Source organism: Flavisolibacter ginsengiterrae DSM 18136 (genome assembly GCF_059568575.1).
This window is the reverse complement of sequence record NZ_JCANTR010000005.1, coordinates 78019-102330: the sequence shown is the minus strand read 5'-3', so window position 1 is coordinate 102330 and position 24312 is coordinate 78019. Positions and strand designations below refer to the sequence as shown.

The window sequence follows — 24312 nt, the reverse complement described above, 5'->3', positions numbered from 1 at the left end:
ACAAACATTCATAAAATGAAGACAATTACAATCGAAGGACAACTGAGGACCGAACATGGCAAGTCAGCCACCCGCCAGCTTCGCTCTCAGGAATTAGTGCCTGGTGTAATTTACGGGGGTGCGCAGGAGATCAATTTTTCTGCTCCTGCAAAGGCTTTTAAGTCTTTAGTATATACACCAAATTTCCAGTATGCAGATGTAACCGTAGATGGTAAAACTTACCGCTGCATCCTGAAAGACCTGCAATTTGACAAGGTATCAGATGAATTGATCCACGTAGACCTGTTGGAACTGGTAGAGGATAAAAAAGTTATCGCTACTATTCCATTGAAATATGTTGGTGTTTCCGCTGGTGTGAAAGCAGGTGGAAGAATGGTAGCTAAAATGAAGTCATTAAAGGTGAAAACCTATCCACGTTACCTGAAAGAGCAGATCGAGGTGAATATTGAAGGCCTTGAGATTGGTGGTAACCTGCGTGTGGAAGATGTGAAGGAAGAGAATTTCGAGATCCTTAACTCCCCACGTATTCCTATCGTATCAGTGGTAACAACTCGTGCCCTTCGCCAGGAAGAAGCCACTGCCCCTGCTAAAGGTGCAGCTCCGGCAACTCCGGCCAAAGCGGCTCCAGCTAAAAAATAATTGCTATTTCTTTAGGAAAAGATCCCTCCCCCCAGCGGAGGGATTTTTTATTTATAGCCGAAAGCGATATTTGCAGATCATATGAAGTTTTTAATAGTTGGTTTAGGGAATATAGGGGATGAATATGCGCATACACGCCACAATATTGGTTTTGATGTGGTCATGGCCTTTGTAACCAAACACGGGGGACAGCTAAAGCAGGAAAGGCTGGCCTATGTGTCTGAGGTGAAATGGAAGGGAAGGACCTTTGTTTGTATTTGTCCTACCACCTATATGAATCTAAGCGGAAAGGCGGTGAAGTATTGGATGGATAAGGAAAAGATAGCCATTGAAAATGTTTTGATCATTGTAGATGACCTGGCGCTTCCCTTGAACAAAATCAGGATCCGTCCCGGTGGCAGCGATGCGGGCCATAATGGATTGAAAAGCATCCAGGAGACATTAGGAACAGTGGAATATCCCAAACTGCGATTTGGAATAGGCAATTCATTTCCTAAAGGAATGCAGTCAGAATTTGTATTGGGCAAGTGGGATAAACAGGAAGAACCCGTGGTGAAATTGAAAATTGAAAAGTGTGTGGAAGTAATCGAGGCTATTGCGACAATTGGTTTAACAAATGCTATGAATAAATTCAATAATGTGGAAATTCAATTGTAAATACTAAGAGTATTTATTTATTTTAGCGCCACAATCAGCTTACTCTTTAAGATCCTTATTTCTTTGTAAAAGCCGTAAAAATATATCGGATGACGATCAGGAGATTGGGTATCCCTTTGTATTTAACCAAAAACAACTTCTTTTATGAAGATCTTTTGTGTAGGACGCAATTACGCAGAGCATGCCAGGGAATTGAACAATGATGTACCGGATGAGCCGGTAATTTTCATGAAGCCAAAAAGCGCTTTACTTCAGCCTCATACTCCTTTTTATTATCCTGAGTTTACCAACGAATTGAATTACGAATGTGAGCTCGTGCTTCGTATCTCAAAAAACGGGAAGTATATACAGGAAAAGTTTGCCAGTAAATATTACGATGCAATTTCTGTAGGTATCGATTTTACTGCGCGGGACATCCAGAATGAACTAAAGGAAAAAGGTCTACCATGGGAAAAGGCCAAGGCCTGGGATAATTCCGCCGTGGTTGGTAAATGGATACCACTTCCAAATATCAAGAACAAGAAGGATATCAATTTCGGGTTGTATAAGAACAAGGAACTGGTGCAGAAAGGCAATTCCAACGAGATGATCTTTGATTTTGATTATATCGTTTCCTATATCTCCAATTTCTTCTCCGTAAATATTGGTGACCTGGTATTTACAGGAACTCCAAAAGGAGTGGGAGAGATTGTGGTGGGTGATGAAGTGGAAGCGTTTATCGAACAGGAAAACTTACTGACGCTTGACGTGAAATAATTAGCCTTTTGTAACCCAATCTACGTTTTTAAATTCTTTGACACCCATGGCAACATGGGTGTTTTTTTATTCGGATAAGTGTCATGGTACCTCTCTTATTTAAGGACTTATGATGGATGTAGTAGCTTAAATTTGCCGGATTGAAGCTATATGATAGATCGTAATTTATTATTAAGGGCATACAGGTTAATGTACAGTGTTAAGGTTATGTCCGACACCTATGAAGCCAACAGGCAGGTTACCCGTTATGTGCATTCTACCTCAAGAGGACATGAAGCCATCCAGCTGGCTACAGCTTTTCAATTAAGACCTACAGACTGGGTGAGCCCCTATTACCGCGATGAAAGTATGTTGTTGGGAATGGGCTGGACGCCTTACCAGTTAATGCTTCAATTATTGACGAAAGCAGATGATCCTTTTACAGGTGGAAGAAGTTATTATTCCCATCCTAATTCCAGGGAAAAAGGAAAACCCCGGATTATTCATCAAAGCAGTGCCACAGGCATGCAGGTAATTCCTACAACAGGCGTGGCCCAGGGTCTGAAGTATTTGTCACTCATGCAGGAAACAGCATTCCAGGATGCAGGAAGTTCAACTGGTTCACTATTAAGCAAGGGCAATATGACAGCTGGCACTTCGGTTCCAACGAATGCTGTTGATACCAGTTTATTGATTGAAAATTATGAGAAGGGCTCCATCGTTATTTGTTCCCTGGGGGATGCCTCTGTAACTGAAGGGGAGGTGAGTGAGGCCCTGCAGTTTGCTGTGTTGAAACAGCTGCCAATTATTTACCTGGTACAGGATAATGACTGGGGTATCAGTGTGACAGCAGAAGAAGGAAGGGCCATGGATGCTTATGAATATGCTGGTGGTTTTAAAGGTTTGAACAGGATGAAGGTCGATGGCACTGATTTCTTCAGGAGCTTCGAAGCAATGCAGGAAGTTATAGAAGACGTACGACAAAACCAGCGTCCCTGGCTGGTGCATGCAAAAGTTTGTTTGTTGAACCATCATACCAGTGGCGTTCGTAAAGAGTTTTACAGGAGTGATGAGGACCTGGCTAAACATGCATTAACCGATCCATTACCTAAGTTCAGGGAAGCCATTGTCAATGATTTTGGAAGGGAATACATTGAAGCCATGGAAAGAGAGGTGGATGCAGACATTGCACAGCAATTTGAAAAAGCTGTGGCGGCGGCTGAACCTGACCTGGAAGCTATAGATGAATATGTTTTTGTGCCGACACCTATTGAAGAAGAGAGTGGTGAGCGCGAGCCTGCAGGCAATAATAAAGTGATCATGGTGGACGCTGCATTATTTGCCATCAGGGAATTGATGGAGGACGATCAGCGTTGTGTTTTATATGGGCAGGATGTGGGCAAGCGCCTGGGTGGTGTTTTCAGAGAAGCGGCCACACTGGGAGATCAATTTGGTGATAACAGGGTTTTCAATACTGCCATACAGGAAGCCTATATAATAGGATCAACCGTAGGTATGAGCGCAGTGGGATTAAGACCCATTGTGGAAGTTCAGTTTGGCGATTATATCTATCCTGGGTTTAACCAGTTGGTAACGGAGATATCAAAGTCCTGTTTCCTTTCCATGGGCCGTTTTCCTGTATCAGCTATCATCCGTGTACCCGTAGGTGCCTATGGTGGTGGTGGTCCTTATCATAGCGGTTGCGTGGAAACTACTTTATTAAGTATAAAGGGCATTAAGATCGCCTATCCTTCCAATGCCGCAGATATGAAAGGATTGATGAAGGCGGCATATCATGATCCGAACCCGGTAGTGATGCTGGAGCATAAAGGTTTATACTGGAGCAAAGTACCTGGAACAGAAGATGCCAAGACCATTGAACCTTCAAGAGATTATATCCTGCCTTTTGGTAAAGCTGCCATTGTGCTGGAGGCTTCCAGGGACCGGCTGGATAATGGAGAATCTGTTTGCATAGTCACTTATGGAATGGGGGTTTATTGGGCTAAGGCAGCAGCCAAAAGCTTTAATGGAGCCATTGAAGTAATTGATCTCCGGACGTTGTTTCCCTTAGATGAAGAACTGGTTTTCTCCAGGGTAAAGCAACATGGCAAATGCCTGGTGCTGACAGAAGAACAACAAAACAATTCATTTGCGGAAGCGCTGGCTGGACGGATATCAAAGACCTGTTTTCACTTCCTTGATGCACCGGTGGAAGTAATGGGTGCTATGAACTTACCGGCAGTGCCATTGAATATTGGCCTGGAGGCAGCCATGTTGCCCAATGCTGAAAAGCTGGTAACCCTGTTGGGGAAAATGCTGCGGTTCTGATAAGGGTGAATTTATTTTCTTTTCTATGCTAGAAAGGATAACCAATAGCTAAATTATAAATCAGGTTTTCCCTTCTCCACGACCTGTCACCCGGGCTGATCTGGTTGGCCACCCAGGGATTTTTCTCCCATGGCTTACGCAGGGGAAATCCAAGATCAAGGCGAATGACAAATAAGGTGATGTCAAGCCGGATACCAACTCCTGCATCCATTGCCAGTTGACTTAAGAATTTGGATGAGAATTGACCACCAGGTCTTTTGGTATAACTGCTGTCATTCACCAACCAGATATTTCCTGCATCAAAGAACACAGCTCCGTATAATGGTCCTGAGATCTTAGGCCTGAACTCCGTATTAAATTCCATCTTGATATCCCCGGTCTGGTCCGGGATGAAAGTAGTAGAATTGGGAGACCTGTAAGTGCCCGGTCCAACCGCACGGCTGCGGAAGCCCCGCAAGCTATTGTTACCTCCTACAAAGAACTGCTTGACGTACGGTACTTCAACTGAGTTGCCGTAGGGATAACCAAATCCAAAGATCACACGGTTGGCCCATGATGATCCTAAACCTACCTTGCGGTAATAGCGTCCATCCGCTTCAAACATCATGTATTGTGCAAAGGGAGCACCATAAATAAGTTTTTCTTTCCCTGCCTTATAATCTGCACCGGTAAGCAGGCCAGCAATATTGCCTGAAAAGTCTACTCTTCCATTGAAGTAATACGAGTTTAATTTTTGAAGGCCATTGACTACCTCATTATAATTATACTGGTAGTTGCTGCCTAAGATGAACTGGCTTTGTATCGTCTTTTTTAGAATGGGATCTGTTTTAACCAGTGAATCAAATTTATTACTGACATTTAGAGCCTGCACATAGCTGATCGCCACAGGATTGAACTCATGGGTCTTTTTGATGCTTCTCTTTGCTACGTAGCCGTATTCAAACCTATAGGAATTAAGTGTAAATAGCGATTTCCTGTTCAGGATATCATAACCCAAGCGTATAGTTGTCCTTGGAGCAAACCCACCTTTATATCTTAGTGTTCGAAAAGGTATAATGATATGCGGAATAGCCAGTGCAACTTCCGCTCCTGTACGGTAGGTATTATAACCACTCAATGCTCCGCTGAATTGATAATCTGACCCTACGTAGGCACTAAAACTCAGGTGTTCACCACCTCTAAAGAAATTCCTGTTGCGCCAGCTTAGTCTTATCTCGGAACCATTAAGGTTGTTTGACCTTGAAGTGGCTGTTATCTCTGCTCTTAATGATTTGGAAGGGTAGGGAGTAAGGTAATAAAACACATCGAGTTTGGGCGTGTCAGGAAGTTGTTGAAAACGGTTTTTGACAAACTTGAACAGATCCAGGTTAATCAAGCGGTTCAGGGTTAAATTGTGATCCGTCCTGTTATACACATCTCCCGGTAAGAACTGCATGGACTCCTGGAACAGTCCCGGATGGAAGCGTTTACTTTTGTCTACTACATAATATCCTTTGAATAATTCCGCATCACTTCGAACAGTATCTTCTTTTGCTGTGTTCAGGCTATAATTGCTGTAAATAAATACATCGTTGATCGTATAGATCTGACCTGCGATCTTTGGCATTTCAGGTTTAGCAGTTACATACAGATCAACTGTATTATTTTTTTTAGTGCTATCAGCCTTTATCAACAAGAATTCAGGATTGAAATAATAGAATCCTTTTTCTTTTAAAAAGGCATCGATCCTTATCCTTTCGCCCTTGATCACATCGAGATCAAAGGGGGTACCTACTTTCAAAAGAGTTTTCGGAATGCTTTGCTGAATAGCATTTGACAAATCACTGCTATCTGAAGGGAAATGGACAGAGGCAATGGAATATTGAACACCTGTTTCAGCCTTATAGGTGGCCGTAGCTTTTTTCCTCCTGATGGAAGTATCACCTATCACCTTTGCATGGAAGTAACCTTTATTTTCCAGGTGATTTTGAAGAATGGTAACATTCTTATTAAGGTCAAGCTGGCTTAATAACACGGGTGGTTCCCCCCATTTGTCCCTTAGTTTACCAAAAAAAGAATTTGGTTTCTTGTTATGGAAAAGGTTGTAAAAGGAAAGTTTAAAGCGCATCCCTAACAGCTTGGAATTGGGTCTGGGTCTTGTCAATGCTGACAGGTCTGCTCTCAATGTTTTCTTTTCGCGAATCGACAGATTGGGTCCGTTTACACTAACTGTAGCTCCCACGTATAATTTTTCATTGGCAGGAAGGTGTCTTGTATTACTGCATGCTGCCAATACAAAACCCAGGAAAATGAACAGGAAAAGATGGTAATAAAATTTCATTGCTTAGCTCAGTTTTGTTGAGTCCCTTCTGTAACCTTTTGTTTTTTTCTCCGTAACAGTTCCGAGAATTTATTATAATCCATGTTGAAAATAAAGCCAAGACCTGTTTCAATGATGTAACCATCTACCACGCCCACATACTCATTCTTCCGGTAGAAGCGAACCATATAGCGTCCATCCCGGCTTAACTGGTAGTTAACTGCAACATTTCCTGCTATGTTATTGTTTTTTTGGTTACTGTTTTGAGGTCCTTCCAATTCAAAATTGCTACCAACGGTTACCTGTAGCCGGTCATTCAACAGTTTTTTACTTAACCCTATATTCAGGTCAGTACGGTTTCTCCGCTCCCCTGTGGTATAATCTTCAGTAGAAGCAACATCAAAATTCAGATCCACACCCTGTATGAGTCCACCAGCAAGGCTGTTTAACTGTTCCGTCATTAATTTACTTACACTTTGACGGACATAGGTGGCTGCACTGAATCCTCCTCCGCTGGATTGGAAAGGATCGTCCCCAACAAAACGGTTTAATAATAATAAGGAGAATACCTGTTTATTGACTTCTCCCTGGTCCGTTCGGATTTGGGTAAGTCTTGATTGAACCTGTGTGACAATATCATTGGATACGCCATAGTTTTTATTCTCAGGTAGAACAATATCAAATGCCACCTTGGGCAGCATCAGTTCACCGGTAAGCGTCAGGTGTACCTCGAAAGGTAATTTTTGCAGATAGGTATTCCTGATAGCGGGAGTGGAAGCGGCAATCTGGTCCTGTACAAGATCAATAGGCGAAGTATTGGCCACATAAAGTGCTTTTATATCCAATTCCGCTGTTGTAGGGGCACCTGTCCAAATGATCTTACTGCCCTTTTCTATATCAAAGCGCCGCTTCAGGAAATTGAAAGACAATTCATAAGCCCCTTCTTCCAATGTATAAGTGCCTACAAGCGTAATTTTTCCACTAGGGTCTATTCCGGAGGATAGCAATGCTTCCCCTCGAACATTTAAGAAATCCCCGTTGGCCTCGTCAACAATGATATTAAAAATAGCTTCCTTTTTTATCTCCAGGTTCACTGCTATGTCCATACCCAGTAAACGGGAATAATTCAGGGAGTCATAACGTTTAAAGAGTGAATCGTTTTCGGGTGCTTTCATATCAACGAATTCAACTACCCCTTCCCGTTGCACTACTCCGGGTTCTAATTGAGGGATAACGAGGGTAAGCGCTGTTCCATCGTTTACACTGAGGGCGCCATCCAAAACAGGTTTTTGCTCATCACCTGACAGGTGAAGATCAGAGCTGATATTCAGACGTCCATAATAAATACTATTAGGGCGCTTCTGGCTGTTAAGCAATAAAAAGTTATCTGCATTCACATACAGGTTCAACCGGTAGTTAATAAAATTATTGGTGTTGATAGTACCATTGAGTGTGAGTGCATTATTAGCAGAATCCCTGATGGAAAAACTCTGGAAAGTGAAGCCGTCTTCACTCACGGAAAGCTTCTCATTGTCGATATTGAACTGACTGCCCAGCATGGTCAGGGCAAAGCTTGCCTTATTGAAATTGAGATCGCCCTTGATATCAGGATTATTTAAGTTGCCAATCACCTTGATATCGCCATTCACACTTCCCGAAGCATTGGTGAAAACAGTAGCCATTGCTCCCTGTATAGTATTTAACTGGAGTTGCCTGACTGCCAGATCCATATCAAGGTTCACTTCTTTTCCCTGTTGGGTCATGCTGCCGACAAGACCTATATCATTACCTCTGCCAGTTATGGTGGCATTTGCATTATATTTTATCCCGTCAGTTGTATTTACCAGGAAATGCGCATTGCCTATCGTGTCCTTGTTCATGCTAAGGTCATTGATAGTAAGGTCGCTGGTAAATACAGGAGCCTGAAGTAAGTTTTTAAAAGTAACATTCCCGTTGATCACCCCATCAGCCAGAACAGAATCGGATTTCATAAAAGCTGTGATCGTGGCCAACCTGAAATCTTTAAAGCTTACCTGTAATGGAGAAGGACTATTGCCAGGTAAACTGGTAATGCTTAATTGTTGTGTGCCTTTTTGTAAAACAAAGTTGGAAGCCGATATATTGGTTGTGCTAAAAGTTAAGAGATTATCAGTTGGTACTGTCCATTTCTCATAATTCAATAACAGGCTGTCAGGACGTAATTTGAGGGAATAAGTGCCTTGTGAAGGCTGGTTCAATATGCCACTCAGGTAATATTTATTCTTGTTGGATATGTCATTTATACCCAGTTTAAAATCAATAACATTATGGAGGGCAGTGGCATCGATACTGGTGTTGTACACATCAAAGGAATTACCACTTTTCAGATGCGCCACATTTGCGGTAATTCTTAAGCCTGCCTCTGAAGTATTAGCCTGGACAACCAGGTCACTCATTTCATTGCCGTTGTATGTGACCTGGTTAGTGGTCATTTTGGCTTGCATCCCATTTAAATTTGAAAATCTTCCTTCGGCATGTATAGTGTCCATTGCCGTTAAGCCTGGGATAAAGGTGGAAAGTATAGGATCATAGTTTACATCTGCAGAAAAAGTAAAATCATAAGGCTTTACATTGGCTGCCTTAGAGGGGGTTGTCACTGAAAAATAAGGTTGTATGGTGCTTTGAATGATATTGCCAAGGTCAGAGAAACGGTATTGGCCATTCAATTGGGCATTGGCGATATCACTGGTAAAGCGCATGTAGTTGACCGAATCTGTTCGACCTGATATTAATTGTGCACTATCCAGAAGCAGCCTGTTATTACCCGATACTAACAATGCTCTTGTAACAAGGATGTTGGCATCCAGGTAATCCGGATTCAGGTTAGCTACGGTTCCATCTATCTTTCCTCTGAACGTCACAGGCTGGGTGGTGAAATGCAGTGGAAGCAATTTTATACTGTCCACCATGCCATTGATCTTTAATGAGGTGCTGTTTCCAAAAGTTCCGCTGGTAGTGAAGTTCATATCAGCATTTGGATCATTTATATCAGCATCAGCTGTAAAGGCTGAACCCTTTAGTGTTCCGGCTACATTAATATTGTGGTATTGGTAATTATTATATCCCAGGCTGCTTAGATCGGCTTTGTATTTAGTATCTATGGTTTTGGGAGAAATGCCTTTACCATTCACGCTAAATACACCGGAAACAGTTCCTATGGTACCCTGTTGCCGCAAAATGGAACCTAATCTTAGGCCGCTGGTTCGAAAGTTTGCATTATAACTTATGGAAGATGGAGACATAAGGTTGGCAAAACTGCCATTGACGGCAATATTGCCTGCTGTAGAATTCAATTGAAGGTTCGTGTTTAATTTCCCCGAATTGCCGTTGATAGTTCCTGTGATATCAAATGATTCCGGGAGATTTACCTGGGCATTGGAAAGTCTTTGACCAGTAAATAATGCAATATCTGACTGAGTTGTATGGAAACGATTGATCACAAAATTGCCACCTGCCTGGGAAGGGTTCATCAAACCTTCGAGGGTTCCTTTTGCATCGATTTGTGTATTTCGTAATCCTGAAAATTGAAGCGTTTCAAAATACACCCTGTTTAATGTACCACTTCCGATAACATTCAGGTTCCATATTTCATTGGGGTTGGAAAGGGCAGGATTGGAACGTAATTGAGGTGCAAAAACCAGGATATCCTTTACCTGGACATGGCTGTTGACCAATTCAACATTAAATACTGTTTCGGCAGCCTTTTTCTTAAAGGCATCAAGAGAAGCATACTCCAGTACAAGGCTTTTCTGAATAGTTGTACCCGGCGTCTTTATATAAAGGTCTTTAAAATAGGTTTGGTTATTGGCATAGAGAATATCACCTTTTAGCTCCTGCAGGTCAAGCCCGCTTTTCTCTTTCATTTTGCCTGCGGTAATGGTAGCCCTTACTGAATCAGGATTCATTACGATATTATCAGCATGAAGAGTGATTTCACTGCCATTGATATGCGCATAATCCATTCCCTGAGAAATGGGCTTCTGGTTGTCATTATCAAAACGAACTGAGTTATTATCAATGAACAGGTGGTCAACTTTGAAGTCCCACCCCTGTGCTTTTTGGGCAACGATCTCCTGGTTAACTTGTTTAGCTACAACTTTTGCAGCTTCTTTTTTACCCAGACGGATCACAGACTTCGTATTATTCAAACTAACCTGGTCCAGGTAGATCTTATTGTTCTGCAGGTCCACCAGGCGGGTCTCAGCTTTTAATTTACCAATGGAAATCGTACTGTAAAAAGCTGAAATGTCATTATCAAATTGTACGTTGAATTTGGAAAGATCGATGGTACCCAGTGTTAATTTATAGGGAAGGGGTTTGGAAGCATCTGCCATGTCCTTTGATAGAGGCTCTGATTTTACCAGTGGCTTATATTGCTTTATGGTAGCCTGGACATTTCGTGCAATTATGGATGGTATATCAAAATGATAGGTATAGGGATCAAGGGTATCAATTGTAGCAGAAAGATTACCGATATGGGCAAACATATCATTACCTGTAATATCGTCGGTAAACCGTAACCTGATATTATCAAGGGCTACATCACTTATATTCAGTTTAAGAGGGGCTGTTTGTGCTGTGTCAGGATTCTTGCTTTTCTCAGTTACAAAGGCATCTACAATAAACTGGTAGTTGAACAGGGTATCAGGGGAAATCCTTTTGATTTTAGCCGTAATATTCTGCAGTTCGATATCCTTTATTTGTACCTCGTTGGAAAATAGCTTCAGGAAATTAATATGTGACCTGATGGCGCCTCCCGAAAGCAAGGTATCCTTTGTTTTATCCTCTATATATACATTCTGCAGGTTCAGTTTCCCTGAAAGTCCAAAGGAAATGCTTCCAATATTTACTCTTGTCTTTAATTTATTCTCCAGGTAATTTTCCACCTTACTTGTCATAAAGCGTTGAACTGGTGGGGTGAGTACCAATAAAAAAATAAGGATAATAAATAAAAAAAGGAACAGGATGACCTTAAGAAAGATCCTGGCAATTTTCCCGGGGTAGTAAATTCGTTTCTTTTCTTCTTCCATTGGTGAGGTGATCAGGCTCAGACATGTTCGCAAATAACAGGCCTTGATACATAGTGCCACCAGACTTACAAATTAAATTTAAACTATAGGCTATTCAGGAATTAATAGCCGCTTTGTAGAACTATTTCTACATCGTTACAACTGCCTTTAAGTTTAGCTATCCTGAGATTGGTAGGATTTAAGGTTGGATAACACATGATATTTTTATGATTCAAATCTTGAATCCTAAGTGCCGACATGATTCTATTCCTCAAGAAACTTTGTAATCCCAGTAAACTATGAATACCTTGCGTACAGTATTGGGGACGTTTTAAAATTGTGAAATTATTTGAATGGTTAGGGGATCAATAGCGCAACATTGATCTAACCTGTACATTTGCGGGTTGAAGACTGATAGAAACAACTTTATAGAAACTTATATTGATTTTGGATAGACCATTGGATCCTCGATAAGCTAAAAAGATCTGGCTCAACCTGGTGGTTTACAGATCAATGCATTTGTCTGAACTTATAAATTCTATGGCGACTGGCAGTATTCACCAAAAAGCTGATAAAAATTAAAACTTGTAATGGACCATTCCACATATCACTCCCAAATAGTCAAATGGATCTCAATGCTCCTTTTGCTGTTGGTAGCGAATGCTTTGTATGCTCAAACCACTGTAGTTAGTGGCATTGTGATGGATGCCGGCACAAAGGATCCCATTCCTTTTGCCTCTGTTTACTTCAAGGAAGGAAAAGGAGTTACTGCTGATTCCACTGGCCATTTTGAGATGAGGACCAACAGGATCGTTAACCAGTTGGTGGTATCCTATATAGGCTACAAGACCCGCACAGTACCCATAAAAAATGGTATTGAGCAAACTGTAAATGTGGATTTATGGCTGGATAACACCAAGGACCTGAGCAAGGTGGTGATCAAAAGCAAAAAGAAGATCAATTATCATAATAAGGACAATCCTGCCGTAGAACTGATTCGCCGCGTTATTGCCAACAGGGATAAGAATAAGCCAGAGTTTTATGATTATGTGGAATATGAGCAATATGAGAAGTTGCAGCTTTCTTTGAGCAAGGTGTCTGAAAAAGTAGCTAATAATAAATTATTAAAGCCTTTCCAGTTCCTTTTTGAGAATAAGGATACGACCAAGATACCTGGCAAGACCCTGATACCAATTTACCTGGAAGAAAAAATTACTGATAATTATTACAGGAAAAATCCCGAGAAAAGGAAATCCATAGTTGAAGCAGACCGTAAGGTGAATTATGGTGAATTTGTGGATAGCAATGGAGTTAGTTCCTATCTAAACAGGCTGTATGAGGATGTAAATATTTACGATAATAACATATCACTTTTCACACGGGAGTTCCTTAGCCCGATCGCTGATATGGCGCCTAGCTTCTATATGTTCTTCATCAGGGATACGGTTACAGATGCATCCGGGAAGAAATTGGTGAAAATGTATTTCACACCCCGCAATACCAATGACTTCCTTTTCAGGGGAACTATGTTCATCACATTGGACACCAATTATGCTGTTCAAAAACTGAACATGACCGTGAGTCCCAACATCAACCTGAACCTGGTGCGTGAAATGTATATTAACCAGGAATTCGAGCAAAACCCGGCTGATAGTAAATATCATGTCATTAAGAGCAATGTTTTGGCCGAGGCCAGCATAACTAAAAGAAGAGGGAATGGCATTTTTGGTGAACGCACTGTCTCCTATAAAAATTATACGATCAATAAGCCCAGGGAGCCACAATTCTATGAAGGCCCTTCAACCATTACTTTAAAGAATTCTATTCAAAACCGGGATAGCTTTTGGGCCTTACGCAGGCATGATACATTGACGGTAGCGGAGGCCAAGGTGTATACAAATATTGACAGCCTGAAAACGCTGAAACCTTACAGGAGATTCATGGATATAGCTAATATCATCCTGGCAGGGTATAAAAATTTTGGCAAATTTGAGATAGGGCCTGCCAATGCTTTTTATAGCTTCAACCCGGTGGAAGGTTTCAGGTTGCGTTTTGGAGGAAGGACCACTCCTAAATTAAGCAAGCGGGTATACCTTGAAACCTATGCGGCTTACGGCTTCAAAGATGAAAAATGGAAAGGCTTCCTGGCCCTGACGTATTCACTAAACAATAAGTCAATTTATTCTTTCCCCTTAAATTATATAAAGGCAAGTGCCCAAAGAGAAACAAGGATACCAGGCCAGGAACTGCAGTTTGTGCAGGAAGACAACTTCCTGTTATCATTCAAAAGGGGTAAGAACGATAAATGGTTGTATAATACCATTTACAGGTTGAATTATGTTCATGAACTGGCTAACCATTTTTCCTATGATCTTGGAATAAAGAACTGGAGGCAGGAACCTGCAGGTGCTATAGAATATATCAAGCAACATAACAGCGTTTTTGTCAAGGATTCTTCCGTAACTACAACGGATCTTTCGCTGGAGTTGAGATGGGCGCCGGGTGAACAATTTTACCAGGGAACGGTATTCAGAACGCCTATTATCAACAGGCATCCCATTTTCCGCATTAGGTATATCAAAGGTTTAAAGGGTCCTTTCAATGGACAGTATAATTATGATAACCTGAATCTTTCCATTTCTAAAAGAGTGTACATGTCTCAATTTGGTAATAGTGACATGATTTTGGAAGGAGGGTATATATTCGGAAAAGTTCCTTATCCTTTATTGACTGTACATCGTGCCAACCAGACCTACGCATACCAACTGGCCTCCTATAACCTGATGAATTTTCTTGAGTTTGTAAGTGACAGGTATGTGAGTCTTAATGTCGACCATCATTTTAATGGTTTCATTTTTAACAGGCTGCCCCTGATCAAAAAACTTGATCTCAGGGAAGTAGTCACTGCCAAAATATTATATGGTGGTGTGCGCAGTGAAAATGATCCTGAGAAAAATCCTGACCTGTACAAGTTTCCTTCTTACAATGGGGTTCCTACTACGTTTGCAATGGATAAAGAGCCTTATATAGAGGGAAGTGTAGGTATCAGTAATATATTTAAGCTTCTACGTGTTGATGTTGTAAAACGGTTTACTTATCTCGATCATGCTGATATAGCCACCTGGGGCATAAGGGGAAGAGTGAGATTTGAATTTTGATCACAGTATATTAAAGCTTTCCTCCCGGGAAGCTTTTTAATTAATGGATGGCTAGCAGGCCTTTGTAAATACCCAAAATTATATAAACTATATCCAGAGTTGTGTAACAGTAAACCTGGTTGCCAGAGCTAGTTTTGTTCTATTAAATAATCAAAACAAATAGTATGAAACAAGAATTTCAAATCAGCCAGAACGCCAGTCAAAGCTTTCAGAAATGTGATAATCCAAACTGTACTTGTGAAAATTGTAATTGCGGAAGCAATTGCACCTGTAAGGACTGTGCTAAATAGTTACCAGGAAAATTGAATTATAATAAATGCCTTCCACAACAGGGGGGCATTTTTATTTAATGGTTTTCTTTTCTGTAAACAACTTGAACTGCTGTCCGCCTTAGGCGGATTTGAATCCGATACTTTGAATATGAGAGGATAGAAACACAAAAGCCTACCGTGGGAAGTTTCTCTGTAGCGAGGAGCAGACTTGAACTGCCGTCCGCCTCAGGCGGATATGAATCCGATGCTTTTGAATATTGAATGGTAGGAAATACAAAATCCTCCACATGGGAAGCTTTCCTATAGCGAGGAGCAGACTTGAACTGCCGTCCGCCTCAGGCGGATATGAATCCGATGCTTTTGAATGTTGAATGGTAGGAAATAAAAAAGCCTCCACATGGGAAGCTTTCTATGTAGCGAGGAGCAGACTTGAACTGCCGACCTTCGGGTTATGAATCCGATGCTCTAACCAGCTGAGCTACCTCGCCTTAGATATTCACTCCACTTACATCCTTTTAGATATTCTTGGAGTTTCCCCTGGTTTAGGGGGTGCAAAAATAAGTATTCAGGCGTTTAATGGGAAATCATTTTTTCTTCTTTAACAAGGTGTAAAAATTTATCTTTCTATAAAACTCTCATAATGGTACAGGTAAGAGTGGCAACCGCGTTAGATGCCCAACAAATTCTGGAAATATATGCACCCTATGTCAAGGGGAGTGCCTGTACTTTTGAAACGGAAGTTCCTTCAGCAACTGAATTCCAGGCAAGGATCCTGAAAAACCTGCTGGTAAGGGCCTGGTTGGTATGTACGCTTGATGATGCTATTATTTGTTATGTATACGCTTCAGGCCATAGGGAGAGGGCAGCCTACCAATGGTGTTGTGAATCATCAGTCTATACTAAAAGTGATTTCCAGGGAATGGGAATAGGACGGGAGTTATACAAGGTGCTTTTTCAAATGCTGAAAATGCAGGGATACCGTAATATCTATGCGGGTATTACATTACCTAATGAAGCCAGTGTAAAGCTCCACGAAAAATGTGGCTTTGTACATTTTGCTACTTATGAAAATATCGGCTACAAATTGGGAGAGTGGAAAAATGTAGGGTGGTGGAAGCTTTCTGTCAATCACTATGACCGAAAGCCTTCACCACCCCTTGCATTTGGTGAGATGCAGCACACTCAGTTCGAGGAACTTTTCAAAACTGCAGCTGCCCACATCTCGAAGAAACTGGTTTACTGATTTACATACTGGTTTCCTGAACCATCCTGCACACTCTCAGCTTCGCTGCGTAAAATGTTTGGATTGTCATTGGTGTTTTCAGTAGAACCTTTATGTTTTGTTTCGATATATTCTTTGAAGTTCATCACATCCTGGCGAATCAATTTCTCAAAAACAGGGTTTAATGCCCTTGCCAGTCCTGAACCTATTTCACCAGCAGGTGGATGATAACTGATCACCACTTCCAGTTCTGTTCCGCCGCCGGCTGCATCATGGAATGTAACCTTACCCGCGTTATTGATAGTTGAGTTGGGAATGGATTGCCATCCTATCATATAATTAGGCTCTTCTTTTACTATTTCCGCATTCCATTTGATCCTTCCTATATTGCCGGGAACCACTGCCTCCCAATGGGAATGTCTTGAATCTATTTCCGTTACGGATGCTAAATGTTTCATGAACAAAGGGAGATTTTCCAGTTTTCTCCAAAAAGCATATACTTCTTCCTTTGATTTATTCACTATCATGCTCGTACGGATGTTCACCGCGTCTGTGGTGGAAACACCTTTAGTTTTTCCCAGGCTTTCATAAACAGGGCAATGTCCTGATGCACCCCTGTATAATAGAACACCACCTACAGCCAGTTTTACCAGGCTATTGACAGGGTGTTTGATTAAACCATTTAAACCGGAGGATAATAACCATGCTCCTACGGCCGCACTTGCTATTCTTTCTCCCTGTCCTACATTAATAACTCCGCTTCCAGCCTGAGGTTGAAACTCATTATCGGCATGCCAGCTACCATATTGTTCATTTGCCATAATCTGTATTTTTTATGAATAGTTGAAAATGATCGTTCGGCTAATAATTTGCAATTATTATGCCTCCTGGCGCTGAAATTTGACGCATAAAATAAGCCCCAACTTAGTTGAGGCTTATTCCATTCAAACGATTTAGTGAGTAGTATTTTACCCAGGAGATGGAGCAAATGATTGGAAGAAAGGCTGTCAATCAATCCCGTTCCTTATCGAATTACCAATCGATTATAAAATGGCTTCTTCATTTTTCACTGCCTTCACTTCTGTCCGGCCGGGATAAACCTGCAATGCTTTTTCCAGGCAATCCATGGCATCATCCAGGTCTTTTAAATTCAGAACATAGGCAAGGCGCACTTCTTTTTTGCCCAATCCCGGAGTTCCATAAAAACCTGTTGCAGGCGCCAGCATTACTGTCCTGTTATTCACAGAGAAAGATTCAAGCAACCATTGACAGAATTTATCCGAATCGTCAATGGGTAACTGTGCCATGGCATAAAATGCACCACCGGGGTTAGGACAAAACACACCCGGCATATTATTCAACCTTTTTACCAGTAAATTTCTCCTGGCTATATATTCTGCTTTGGGAGCATCAAAATAAGATGCAGGCAGGTCCACTGCTGCTTCACCCATGATCTGCGCCAATCCCGGAGGGCTAAGCCTTGCCTGTGCGAATTTCATTGCCGCATCATAAACCGATCTATTACGTGTAACAAAGGCACCTAACCGGGCACCACAGGCACTATACCTTTTACTAACGGTATCCATAAGCACCACATTATCGTCCATCCCCGGCAAATGAAGTGCACTTACATATTCACCCGTATAAGCAAACTCCCGGTAGGCTTCATCTGAGAACAGGTATAAATTATGTTTCAAACAAATGGTCCTTAGATCTTCCATTTCCTGCCGGCTATACAGATAGCCTGTAGGATTGTTGGGATTACAAACTATAATAGCCTTCGTTTTATCCGTGATCACATTTTCAAACTCTGATATAGGGGGAAGCGCAAAGCCATTTTCGATATTTGAAGTAATAGGTACCACCTTAACGCCTGCTGCAACAGCAAAACCGTTATAATTTGCATAGAAAGGCTCGGGGATGATCACTTCATCTCCAGGGTTCATACAGGTTAAAAATCCGAAAAGAATAGCTTCTGAACCACCTGTGGTGATAATAATCTGTTCCTTGGTAAGTTCGATTCCAACACTTTTATAGTATTGTACCAGCTTACGCCTGTAGCTTTCATTACCCGCACTATGACTGTATTCTAAAACACGGATATCGGCATCTCTTACTGCATCTAATATTGCCGGGGGTGTTTCAATATCAGGCTGCCCTATGTTCAAATGGTAAACCTTTATTCCTTTTTTCTTTGCTGCTTCAGCATAAGGAACCAATTTTCTTATGGGGGAGGGGGGCATTTGTTGACCCCTTTCTGAGATTTGTAGCATCTGGCAAAGATAAAATTTGTAACTGACTGGTGAATAGTGTTAGCACATGATATTCATCTTAAAAATAGAAAGTTGAAGGGTAATAAAAAGAAACATCCCCTGCAAGGCAGGGGATGCATCTATATGTATTTATGATTTTCTGATTAACCTTTCTTCACTTTGGTTTCAACTTTACCGTTCTTCTCTTCCACTTTTACTTTCTTTACATCATCAGCTTTAGTAGCGCCAGCTTTAGATAATGCATCAAATGCAGCTGCATCTACTACTTCGCCTGTGATCTTAACGATCTTTTGCTGTTGGTAGCCAGCGATCTTTACGTTGACATCTTTTTCAAAATGACCCATTGCGGCTGCATTATAACCAACTTTCAATTTGGAAGTGGCATTAGGCGCAATAGGCTCTTTGGAGAATTCCGGGGTAGTGCAACCACAACCTGCCCATGCATTTTCAATGGTAATAGGCTTGTCGCTTGTGTTAGTAATAGTAAAATAGGTGGTAACAGGCTGACCTTGTTTGATTTTTCCAAAATCATATTTGTCAGTATTCACTTTCATAACTTCCTCGGCTTTTTGTTGAGCCATAGCAGTGAAACCTGTTGCGAAAACGGCAGCAAGTAGAAGAATTTTTTTCATGTTCTTATTGTATTTGTTGTTTTAAAAAGTTTACTGATGCATTTGAAGGGGCCGATCCTGCCGGTGCTTTCCAGACAGTTCCCTTTATCTTGATTTGTTTTGTTTGATTTCCGTTGTATGTAACCGTAATAAATTTTTCAAAATGTCCTTCGGCAGCCGCATTATACCCCACTTTTATCTTATCTGTTGCCCCGGAAGCTATAGGTTCCTTGTTCCATTCAGGCGTGGTGCAACCGCAACTGGCCGTTACATTCTCGAGTTTTAAGGGCGTGGCAGTCTTATTCGTAACATCAAAATAATGGTAAACCGGCTTGCCCTGGGGTATTTTGCCAAAGTCAAACTCTGTTTCTTTGAGATCAATGGCTTCTGCAGGTGTTTGTGCTTTTAAAGCAGTGAAACCCACAAGGGTTAAGAATAATACCAGCAATTTCTTCATAAGTAAGCTATTGAAGCCAAAAATAATATAATCTACGGTGAAAGTCCAGTAAAACCCACAATTTGTGATTTTTTAACGATGTAGGGTTTCCCCTATTTTTGTCGGATGGAAAATACATTTGAAACCCAGGAACAATCCCTTGAAAAACTCTCCTTTGATAGTTTTAAGGCTGAGGTCCTCCAGGATTATCAATGGGTTTGCATAAGCCGGGAGGCCAGCCTTATTGGGCGTAAAGAGGTATTGACCGGTAAAGCCAAATTTGGCATCTTCGGCGATGGTAAGGAAGTTGCCCAGGTAGCCATGGCTAAATTTTTCCAGCCGGGTGATTTCCGTTCAGGATATTACCGCGATCAGACATTTGCATTTGCCAGTGAATTGGCTACAGTAGAGCAGTTCTTTGCCCAGTTGTATGCCGATCCGGATCTGAATAATGATCCTTTCAGTGCCGGCAGGCAAATGGTTTCTCATTTTGCTACACCTTTTGTTGATGATAAAGGGGATTGGCTCAACCTGACGGAGCTAAAAAATATTTCTTCTGACATTGCACCCACCGCCGGTCAAATGGTCAGGGGACTGGGACTAGCCTTCGCCTCCAAAACTTTTCGCAATGTCCCGGGGCTTCAGCAATTCTTTGATCTTTCTGATAATGGAAATGAAGTTTGTTTCTGTACCATAGGAGATGCATCTACTTCTGAAGGCCAGTTTTGGGAAACCATCAATGCTGCCGGGGTAATGCAGGTTCCCCTTGCAGTTTTTGTATGGGATGATGGTTATGGTATATCTGTTCCTAAAAAATACCAGACAACGAAAGGTTCAGTGTCCGAGGCTTTAAGTGGCATGCAGAAAGATGAAAATTCTAACGGGTTCAATATATATAAAGTAAAAGGATGGGACTATGCCGGCATGTGTGAAACCTTTGAAGAAGGTATTCGCCTGGCAAGAGAAACTCATACGCCCGCCTTATTTCATGTAGAAGAACTAACACAGCCCCAGGGTCACTCCACTTCCGGAAGCCATGAAAGATATAAATCTCACGAAAGGCTGCAATGGGAGCGGGACTGGGATGCCATGAAAAAAATGCGCGAATGGATCCTTGCTAATGTACTGGCTTCGGAAGAGGAGTTGGAAGCTATAGAAAAAGAAGCTAAAGACCATGTACGGGCAAGTAAGGCGCATGCATGGGAATCATACCTGCAACCTATAAAAAAACAAGTGGCAAGAGCTGTTGAATTGATACAGGATACTGCTTCCAAGATCACAGAACACCAGTCAGAACTGGAAGCTATGAGCAAGGATCTTTTGTCCATAAAGGAACCATTGAGAAGGGATGTAATGAAAAACCTGTATGCTGCACTCCAACTTATTGGTAACCGTGATGAAGGTTTTTGGCTAAGAGATTATTATAAGGAATTACAGAAAGAAACTGATGCTTTATACAATTCTCATTTATACAACCAGGGACCTAAAAGCACACTGAATGTAAAAGGATCTCCTGTAAAATATAACAATGATTCACCTACTGTAAATGGTTTCGAAATACTGAATCATTACTTTGACCAGTTATTTGCCAATAATCCAAAAGTCGTGGCCTTTGGTGAGGACCTGGGTTTTATTGGTGATGTAAACCAAGGCTTCTCAGGACTGCAGGCTAAGTATGGCGATCAACGCATTTTCGATACGGGTATTCGTGAACTTACCATCATGGGCCAGGGCATTGGATTGGCTATGAGGGGCCTGAGACCTATAGCCGAAATTCAATACCTGGATTATTTGCTGTATGGTCTACAACCATTAAGTGATGATGTATCCACCCTGCATTTCAGAACAAAGGGGCAACAGAGTTGTCCTATTATTGTGCGTACCAGGGGACATCGACTTGAGGGTATTTGGCATAGCGGATCTCCGCTGGGTGTTGTTATCAATGCACTGCGCGGCATGTATGTATGTGTGCCCAGGAATATGACCCAGGCTGCAGGGTTTTATAATACACTCCTGCAGGGCAATGATCCGGCCATAGTTATTGAATGCCTGAATGGTTATCGCTTAAAAGAAAAACTCCCTGCAAATCTTTTGGAATATGCTGTTCCCCTGGGAGTTCCGGAGATATTAAAAGAAGGTACGGATATTACTATTGTTTCTTATGGTTCCACATTGCGCATCATCATGGAAGTTGCGCAACGACTGCAAAAGCAGGGAGTCAGCTGTGAAGTGATAGATGTGCAAACACTGTTACCTTTTGATATCAATCATATGATCCTGGCATCATTACAAAAAACAAACAGGATCGTTTTTGTTGATGAAGATGTCCCCGGTGGTGCTTCTTCCTATATGTTCAATAAAGTAATGGAAGAACAGAAAGGTTATCGTTGGTTGGATGTAGCACCGCGAACCATTACAGCCAAAGCTCACAGGCCCTCTTATGGTAGTGATGGCGACTACTTCAGCAAACCTAACGCGGAAGATATTGAAACGGAGATCCGTGAAATGATGGCAGAATAAGCCACAATTAAATATTGTAAGATCCCGGTTGCATAAACCGGGATTCTTTTTTAGGACAGCCTTGTTGCCCTTATCTTTAGAATAATGTACTCCAGCTTTTTAAATCTCATTGATATTTTGGGCACGTTTGCATTTGCTGTGGCTGGAGGTTTTTCAGCCATGGAAAGAAAGCTTGATCCTTTTGGAGTACTCATTATAGCTTTTGTAACGGCTATTGGAGGTGGTACTGTTCGCGATGTGCTGGTTGGGAATTTTCCGGTCAACTGGCTGCAGAATGGCAATACCATATTGATCATATTTGTATCTGCTATTCTTACCATGATCTTTGGCAGTTACCTCAAACATTTAAATACGGCATTGTTCATTTTTGATGCGCTTGGCCTGGGATTGTTTACCATCATAGGATTAGAGGTAGGTTTGAAGCAAGGATTCAGTGCCGGTATCTGCATTGCTTTGGGAACCATTTCAGCATGTTTTGGTGGTGTGATCCGGGATGTATTATTGAATAAAGTGCCTTTAATATTTCAAAAGGAGATTTACGCCCTGGCCTGCATCATTGGAGGGATTGCCTACTACTTTCTGAAGCAGACCCATTTAAATGATGATGTGGCTAAAGTGATCTGTATACTGATGATATTTGTAATACGCTTTATAGCTGTTCGTTTTAATTTATCATTACCGCGCATCCATTTAAAATAATACCATGAAGCTTTCTATCTACCAGGTTGATGCTTTTGCTGAAAATGTTTTTTCCGGTAACCCGGCCGCCATAATTCCTTTAGAAGCCTGGTTGGAAGTTGACCTCATGCAAAAAATAGCAATGGAGAATAACCTGAGTGAAACAGCTTTTATAGTAAAGGAAGATGAAGTGTACCAGGTACGTTGGTTCACTCCCGAGAATGAAGTTGACCTTTGTGGTCATGCCACATTAGCTTCGGCATATGTCATAAAGAATTTTATAGAACCTCACATCGCAGAGATCCATTTTACAACCCAAAAGGTTGGCCAGTTAAAAGCCTCTGCGAAGGAAGGGATTTATACACTTGATTTTCCTGCCCGGATTCCTGAACCATGTTCTGCCCCTGCAGACCTGCTAAAAAGCCTGGGCACAAATACTACCGTAGAAATTTTGAAGTCGAGAGACTATTTCGTTGTATTGCCTGATGAAGAAGCGGTTAAGAACATAGAACCTGATTTTTTATTGATGCAGCAACTGAATGCTTTTGGGGTGATCGTTACAGCAAAGGGCCAATCTGCTGATGTAGTATCACGGTGTTTCTATCCTGGTGCCGGAATCAATGAGGATCCGGTAACGGGTTCGGCGCATTGCAATATTGTTCCATACTGGTCGCAAAAACTGGGAAAAACAAAGCTGAAGTGCAAACAATTATCAAAACGTGGAGGTAACCTTGATTGCGAGCTGGCAGGAGACAGGGTTTTAATGAGCGGCAAATGCGTGCTTTTCCTCCAGGGAGAAATTGATATATAGATATACCTTACCGGAGAAACCTTTCCTGCAATTCTGGTGTAGGGACCATGCATTCATTTCTTTTTCCAAACCATTTATAGCGATTCGCGGCAATAAAGTCATATATCGCATCCCTCAGAAAGTAAGGTACTATTCTCAATATTTGTAATTCTTTCCAATACCAGGCAAAATAATTCATCACCCTTAGAGCAGCTGCGGACTTTTTATAAACCTTCCCTTTATCAACCAGGAAAAAAGAATTCAGTTCTTTGGAATCTAAATGATGCGCGGCCAATAATTGCTTACCTGCCTCTGATTGTAACGAGGCGAACCTGAAGATTCCTTTTTTATCATGTCGTAATACAAAGTTGATGGCACTATTACAAAGATTGCAGACTCCATCAAATAATATCACCGGGTTATCCATAGCTTATCAAAATTAGCTTCATTATGATTATAGTATGCCCAGGCTCATATTAAGTGCTTCTTTATATGCAAACTTTATTAACGGTTTAGCCCTGCTGAAATGGCAGATAAGATAAAACATAAGGGCAGTAACCATATAGCTTCTCCCAGGCTTCGCCCTATCTACTCCCTATCTACGGTATGGATACTCCGTGCCCGCACGGAGTATCCATACCGTTAC

Annotated in this window: 16 protein-coding genes and 1 tRNA gene; 9 read left to right on the top strand and 8 right to left on the bottom strand. The window is 41.5% G+C overall.

Going from position 1 to position 24312, the window contains the following annotated elements:
• Positions 1-15 precede the first annotated feature (15 nt).
• The 4 genes from BP74_RS07380 (at position 16) to BP74_RS07365 (ending at position 4359) form a co-directional block, all read left to right on the top strand.
• The gene (locus tag BP74_RS07380) at positions 16-639 is read left to right on the top strand and encodes a 50S ribosomal protein L25 (protein ID WP_496372607.1); all 624 of its coding nucleotides are present in this window, start codon (positions 16-18) and stop codon (positions 637-639) included.
• Positions 640-720: 81 nt separating this feature from the next.
• Entirely contained in the window at positions 721-1296 is a 576-nt protein-coding gene (gene pth, locus BP74_RS07375) for an aminoacyl-tRNA hydrolase (protein WP_496372605.1), read from the top strand.
• Positions 1297-1440: 144 nt separating this feature from the next.
• Complete coding sequence (locus BP74_RS07370; protein WP_496372603.1) at positions 1441-2052, top strand: fumarylacetoacetate hydrolase family protein; 612 nt, start codon at positions 1441-1443, stop codon at positions 2050-2052.
• 207 nt (positions 2053-2259) lie between these two features.
• On the top strand, positions 2260-4359 hold the full coding sequence (locus BP74_RS07365) for an alpha-ketoacid dehydrogenase subunit alpha/beta (protein WP_496372601.1): 2100 nt from the start codon (positions 2260-2262) through the stop codon (positions 4357-4359).
• A 28-nt stretch (positions 4360-4387) separates the two neighbouring features.
• On the opposite strand, the gene tamL is transcribed toward BP74_RS07365, so the two are convergent.
• Together tamL and BP74_RS07355 are read right to left on the bottom strand one after the other, a co-directional pair.
• Positions 4388-6679, bottom strand: coding sequence for a translocation and assembly module lipoprotein TamL (gene tamL / locus BP74_RS07360; RefSeq protein ID WP_496372599.1), 2292 nt, complete (start codon positions 6677-6679; stop codon positions 4388-4390).
• An 8-nt stretch (positions 6680-6687) separates the two neighbouring features.
• On the bottom strand, positions 6688-11760 hold the full coding sequence (locus BP74_RS07355; protein ID WP_496372597.1) for a translocation/assembly module TamB domain-containing protein: 5073 nt from the start codon (positions 11758-11760) through the stop codon (positions 6688-6690).
• Between the two features lie 581 nt (positions 11761-12341).
• Here BP74_RS07355 and BP74_RS07350 point away from each other — a divergent pair.
• Entirely contained in the window at positions 12342-14864 is a 2523-nt protein-coding gene (locus BP74_RS07350; RefSeq protein WP_496372595.1) for a DUF5686 and carboxypeptidase-like regulatory domain-containing protein, read from the top strand.
• Between the two features lie 686 nt (positions 14865-15550).
• On the opposite strand, the gene BP74_RS07345 is transcribed toward BP74_RS07350, so the two are convergent.
• A tRNA-Met gene (locus BP74_RS07345) sits at positions 15551-15624 on the bottom strand.
• Between the two features lie 152 nt (positions 15625-15776).
• Between BP74_RS07345 and BP74_RS07340 the strand changes: the two genes are divergently transcribed.
• Entirely contained in the window at positions 15777-16379 is a 603-nt protein-coding gene (locus BP74_RS07340) for a GNAT family N-acetyltransferase (RefSeq protein ID WP_496372593.1), read from the top strand.
• Here the strand turns inward: BP74_RS07340 and BP74_RS07335 are convergent.
• The 4 genes from BP74_RS07335 to BP74_RS07320 all read right to left on the bottom strand — a co-directional run bounded on the left by BP74_RS07335 (position 16373) and on the right by BP74_RS07320 (position 19699).
• Positions 16373-17179, bottom strand: coding sequence for an SRPBCC family protein (locus tag BP74_RS07335; protein WP_496372591.1), 807 nt, complete (start codon positions 17177-17179; stop codon positions 16373-16375). The genes BP74_RS07340 and BP74_RS07335 overlap by 7 nt on opposite strands.
• Positions 17180-17401: 222 nt before the next feature.
• Entirely contained in the window at positions 17402-18631 is a 1230-nt protein-coding gene (locus tag BP74_RS07330; protein ID WP_496372589.1) for a pyridoxal phosphate-dependent aminotransferase, read from the bottom strand.
• A gap of 143 nt (positions 18632-18774) precedes the next feature.
• Positions 18775-19263, bottom strand: coding sequence for a DUF1573 domain-containing protein (locus BP74_RS07325; RefSeq protein WP_496372587.1), 489 nt, complete (start codon positions 19261-19263; stop codon positions 18775-18777).
• Positions 19264-19267: 4 nt separating this feature from the next.
• A complete protein-coding gene (locus BP74_RS07320; protein ID WP_496372585.1) occupies positions 19268-19699 on the bottom strand; it encodes a DUF1573 domain-containing protein in 432 nt (143 codons plus the stop codon).
• Positions 19700-19804: 105 nt separating this feature from the next.
• Between BP74_RS07320 and BP74_RS07315 the strand changes: the two genes are divergently transcribed.
• The 3 genes from BP74_RS07315 (at position 19805) to BP74_RS07305 (ending at position 23687) form a co-directional block, all read left to right on the top strand.
• Positions 19805-22198 (top strand): alpha-ketoacid dehydrogenase subunit alpha/beta, encoded by a 2394-nt coding sequence (locus BP74_RS07315; protein WP_496372583.1) that lies wholly within the window; start codon positions 19805-19807, stop codon positions 22196-22198.
• Positions 22199-22315: 117 nt separating this feature from the next.
• Positions 22316-22897: a trimeric intracellular cation channel family protein gene (locus BP74_RS07310; protein WP_496372581.1), complete on the top strand. Its 582-nt coding sequence runs from the start codon at positions 22316-22318 to the stop codon at positions 22895-22897.
• A 4-nt stretch (positions 22898-22901) separates the two neighbouring features.
• Positions 22902-23687, top strand: a complete 786-nt coding sequence (locus BP74_RS07305; RefSeq protein WP_496372579.1) for a PhzF family phenazine biosynthesis protein — start codon at positions 22902-22904, stop codon at positions 23685-23687.
• A gap of 7 nt (positions 23688-23694) precedes the next feature.
• Here BP74_RS07305 and BP74_RS07300 read toward each other — a convergent pair whose 3' ends face one another.
• Entirely contained in the window at positions 23695-24093 is a 399-nt protein-coding gene (locus BP74_RS07300; RefSeq protein WP_496372577.1) for a thiol-disulfide oxidoreductase DCC family protein, read from the bottom strand.
• Positions 24094-24312 lie beyond the last annotated feature (219 nt).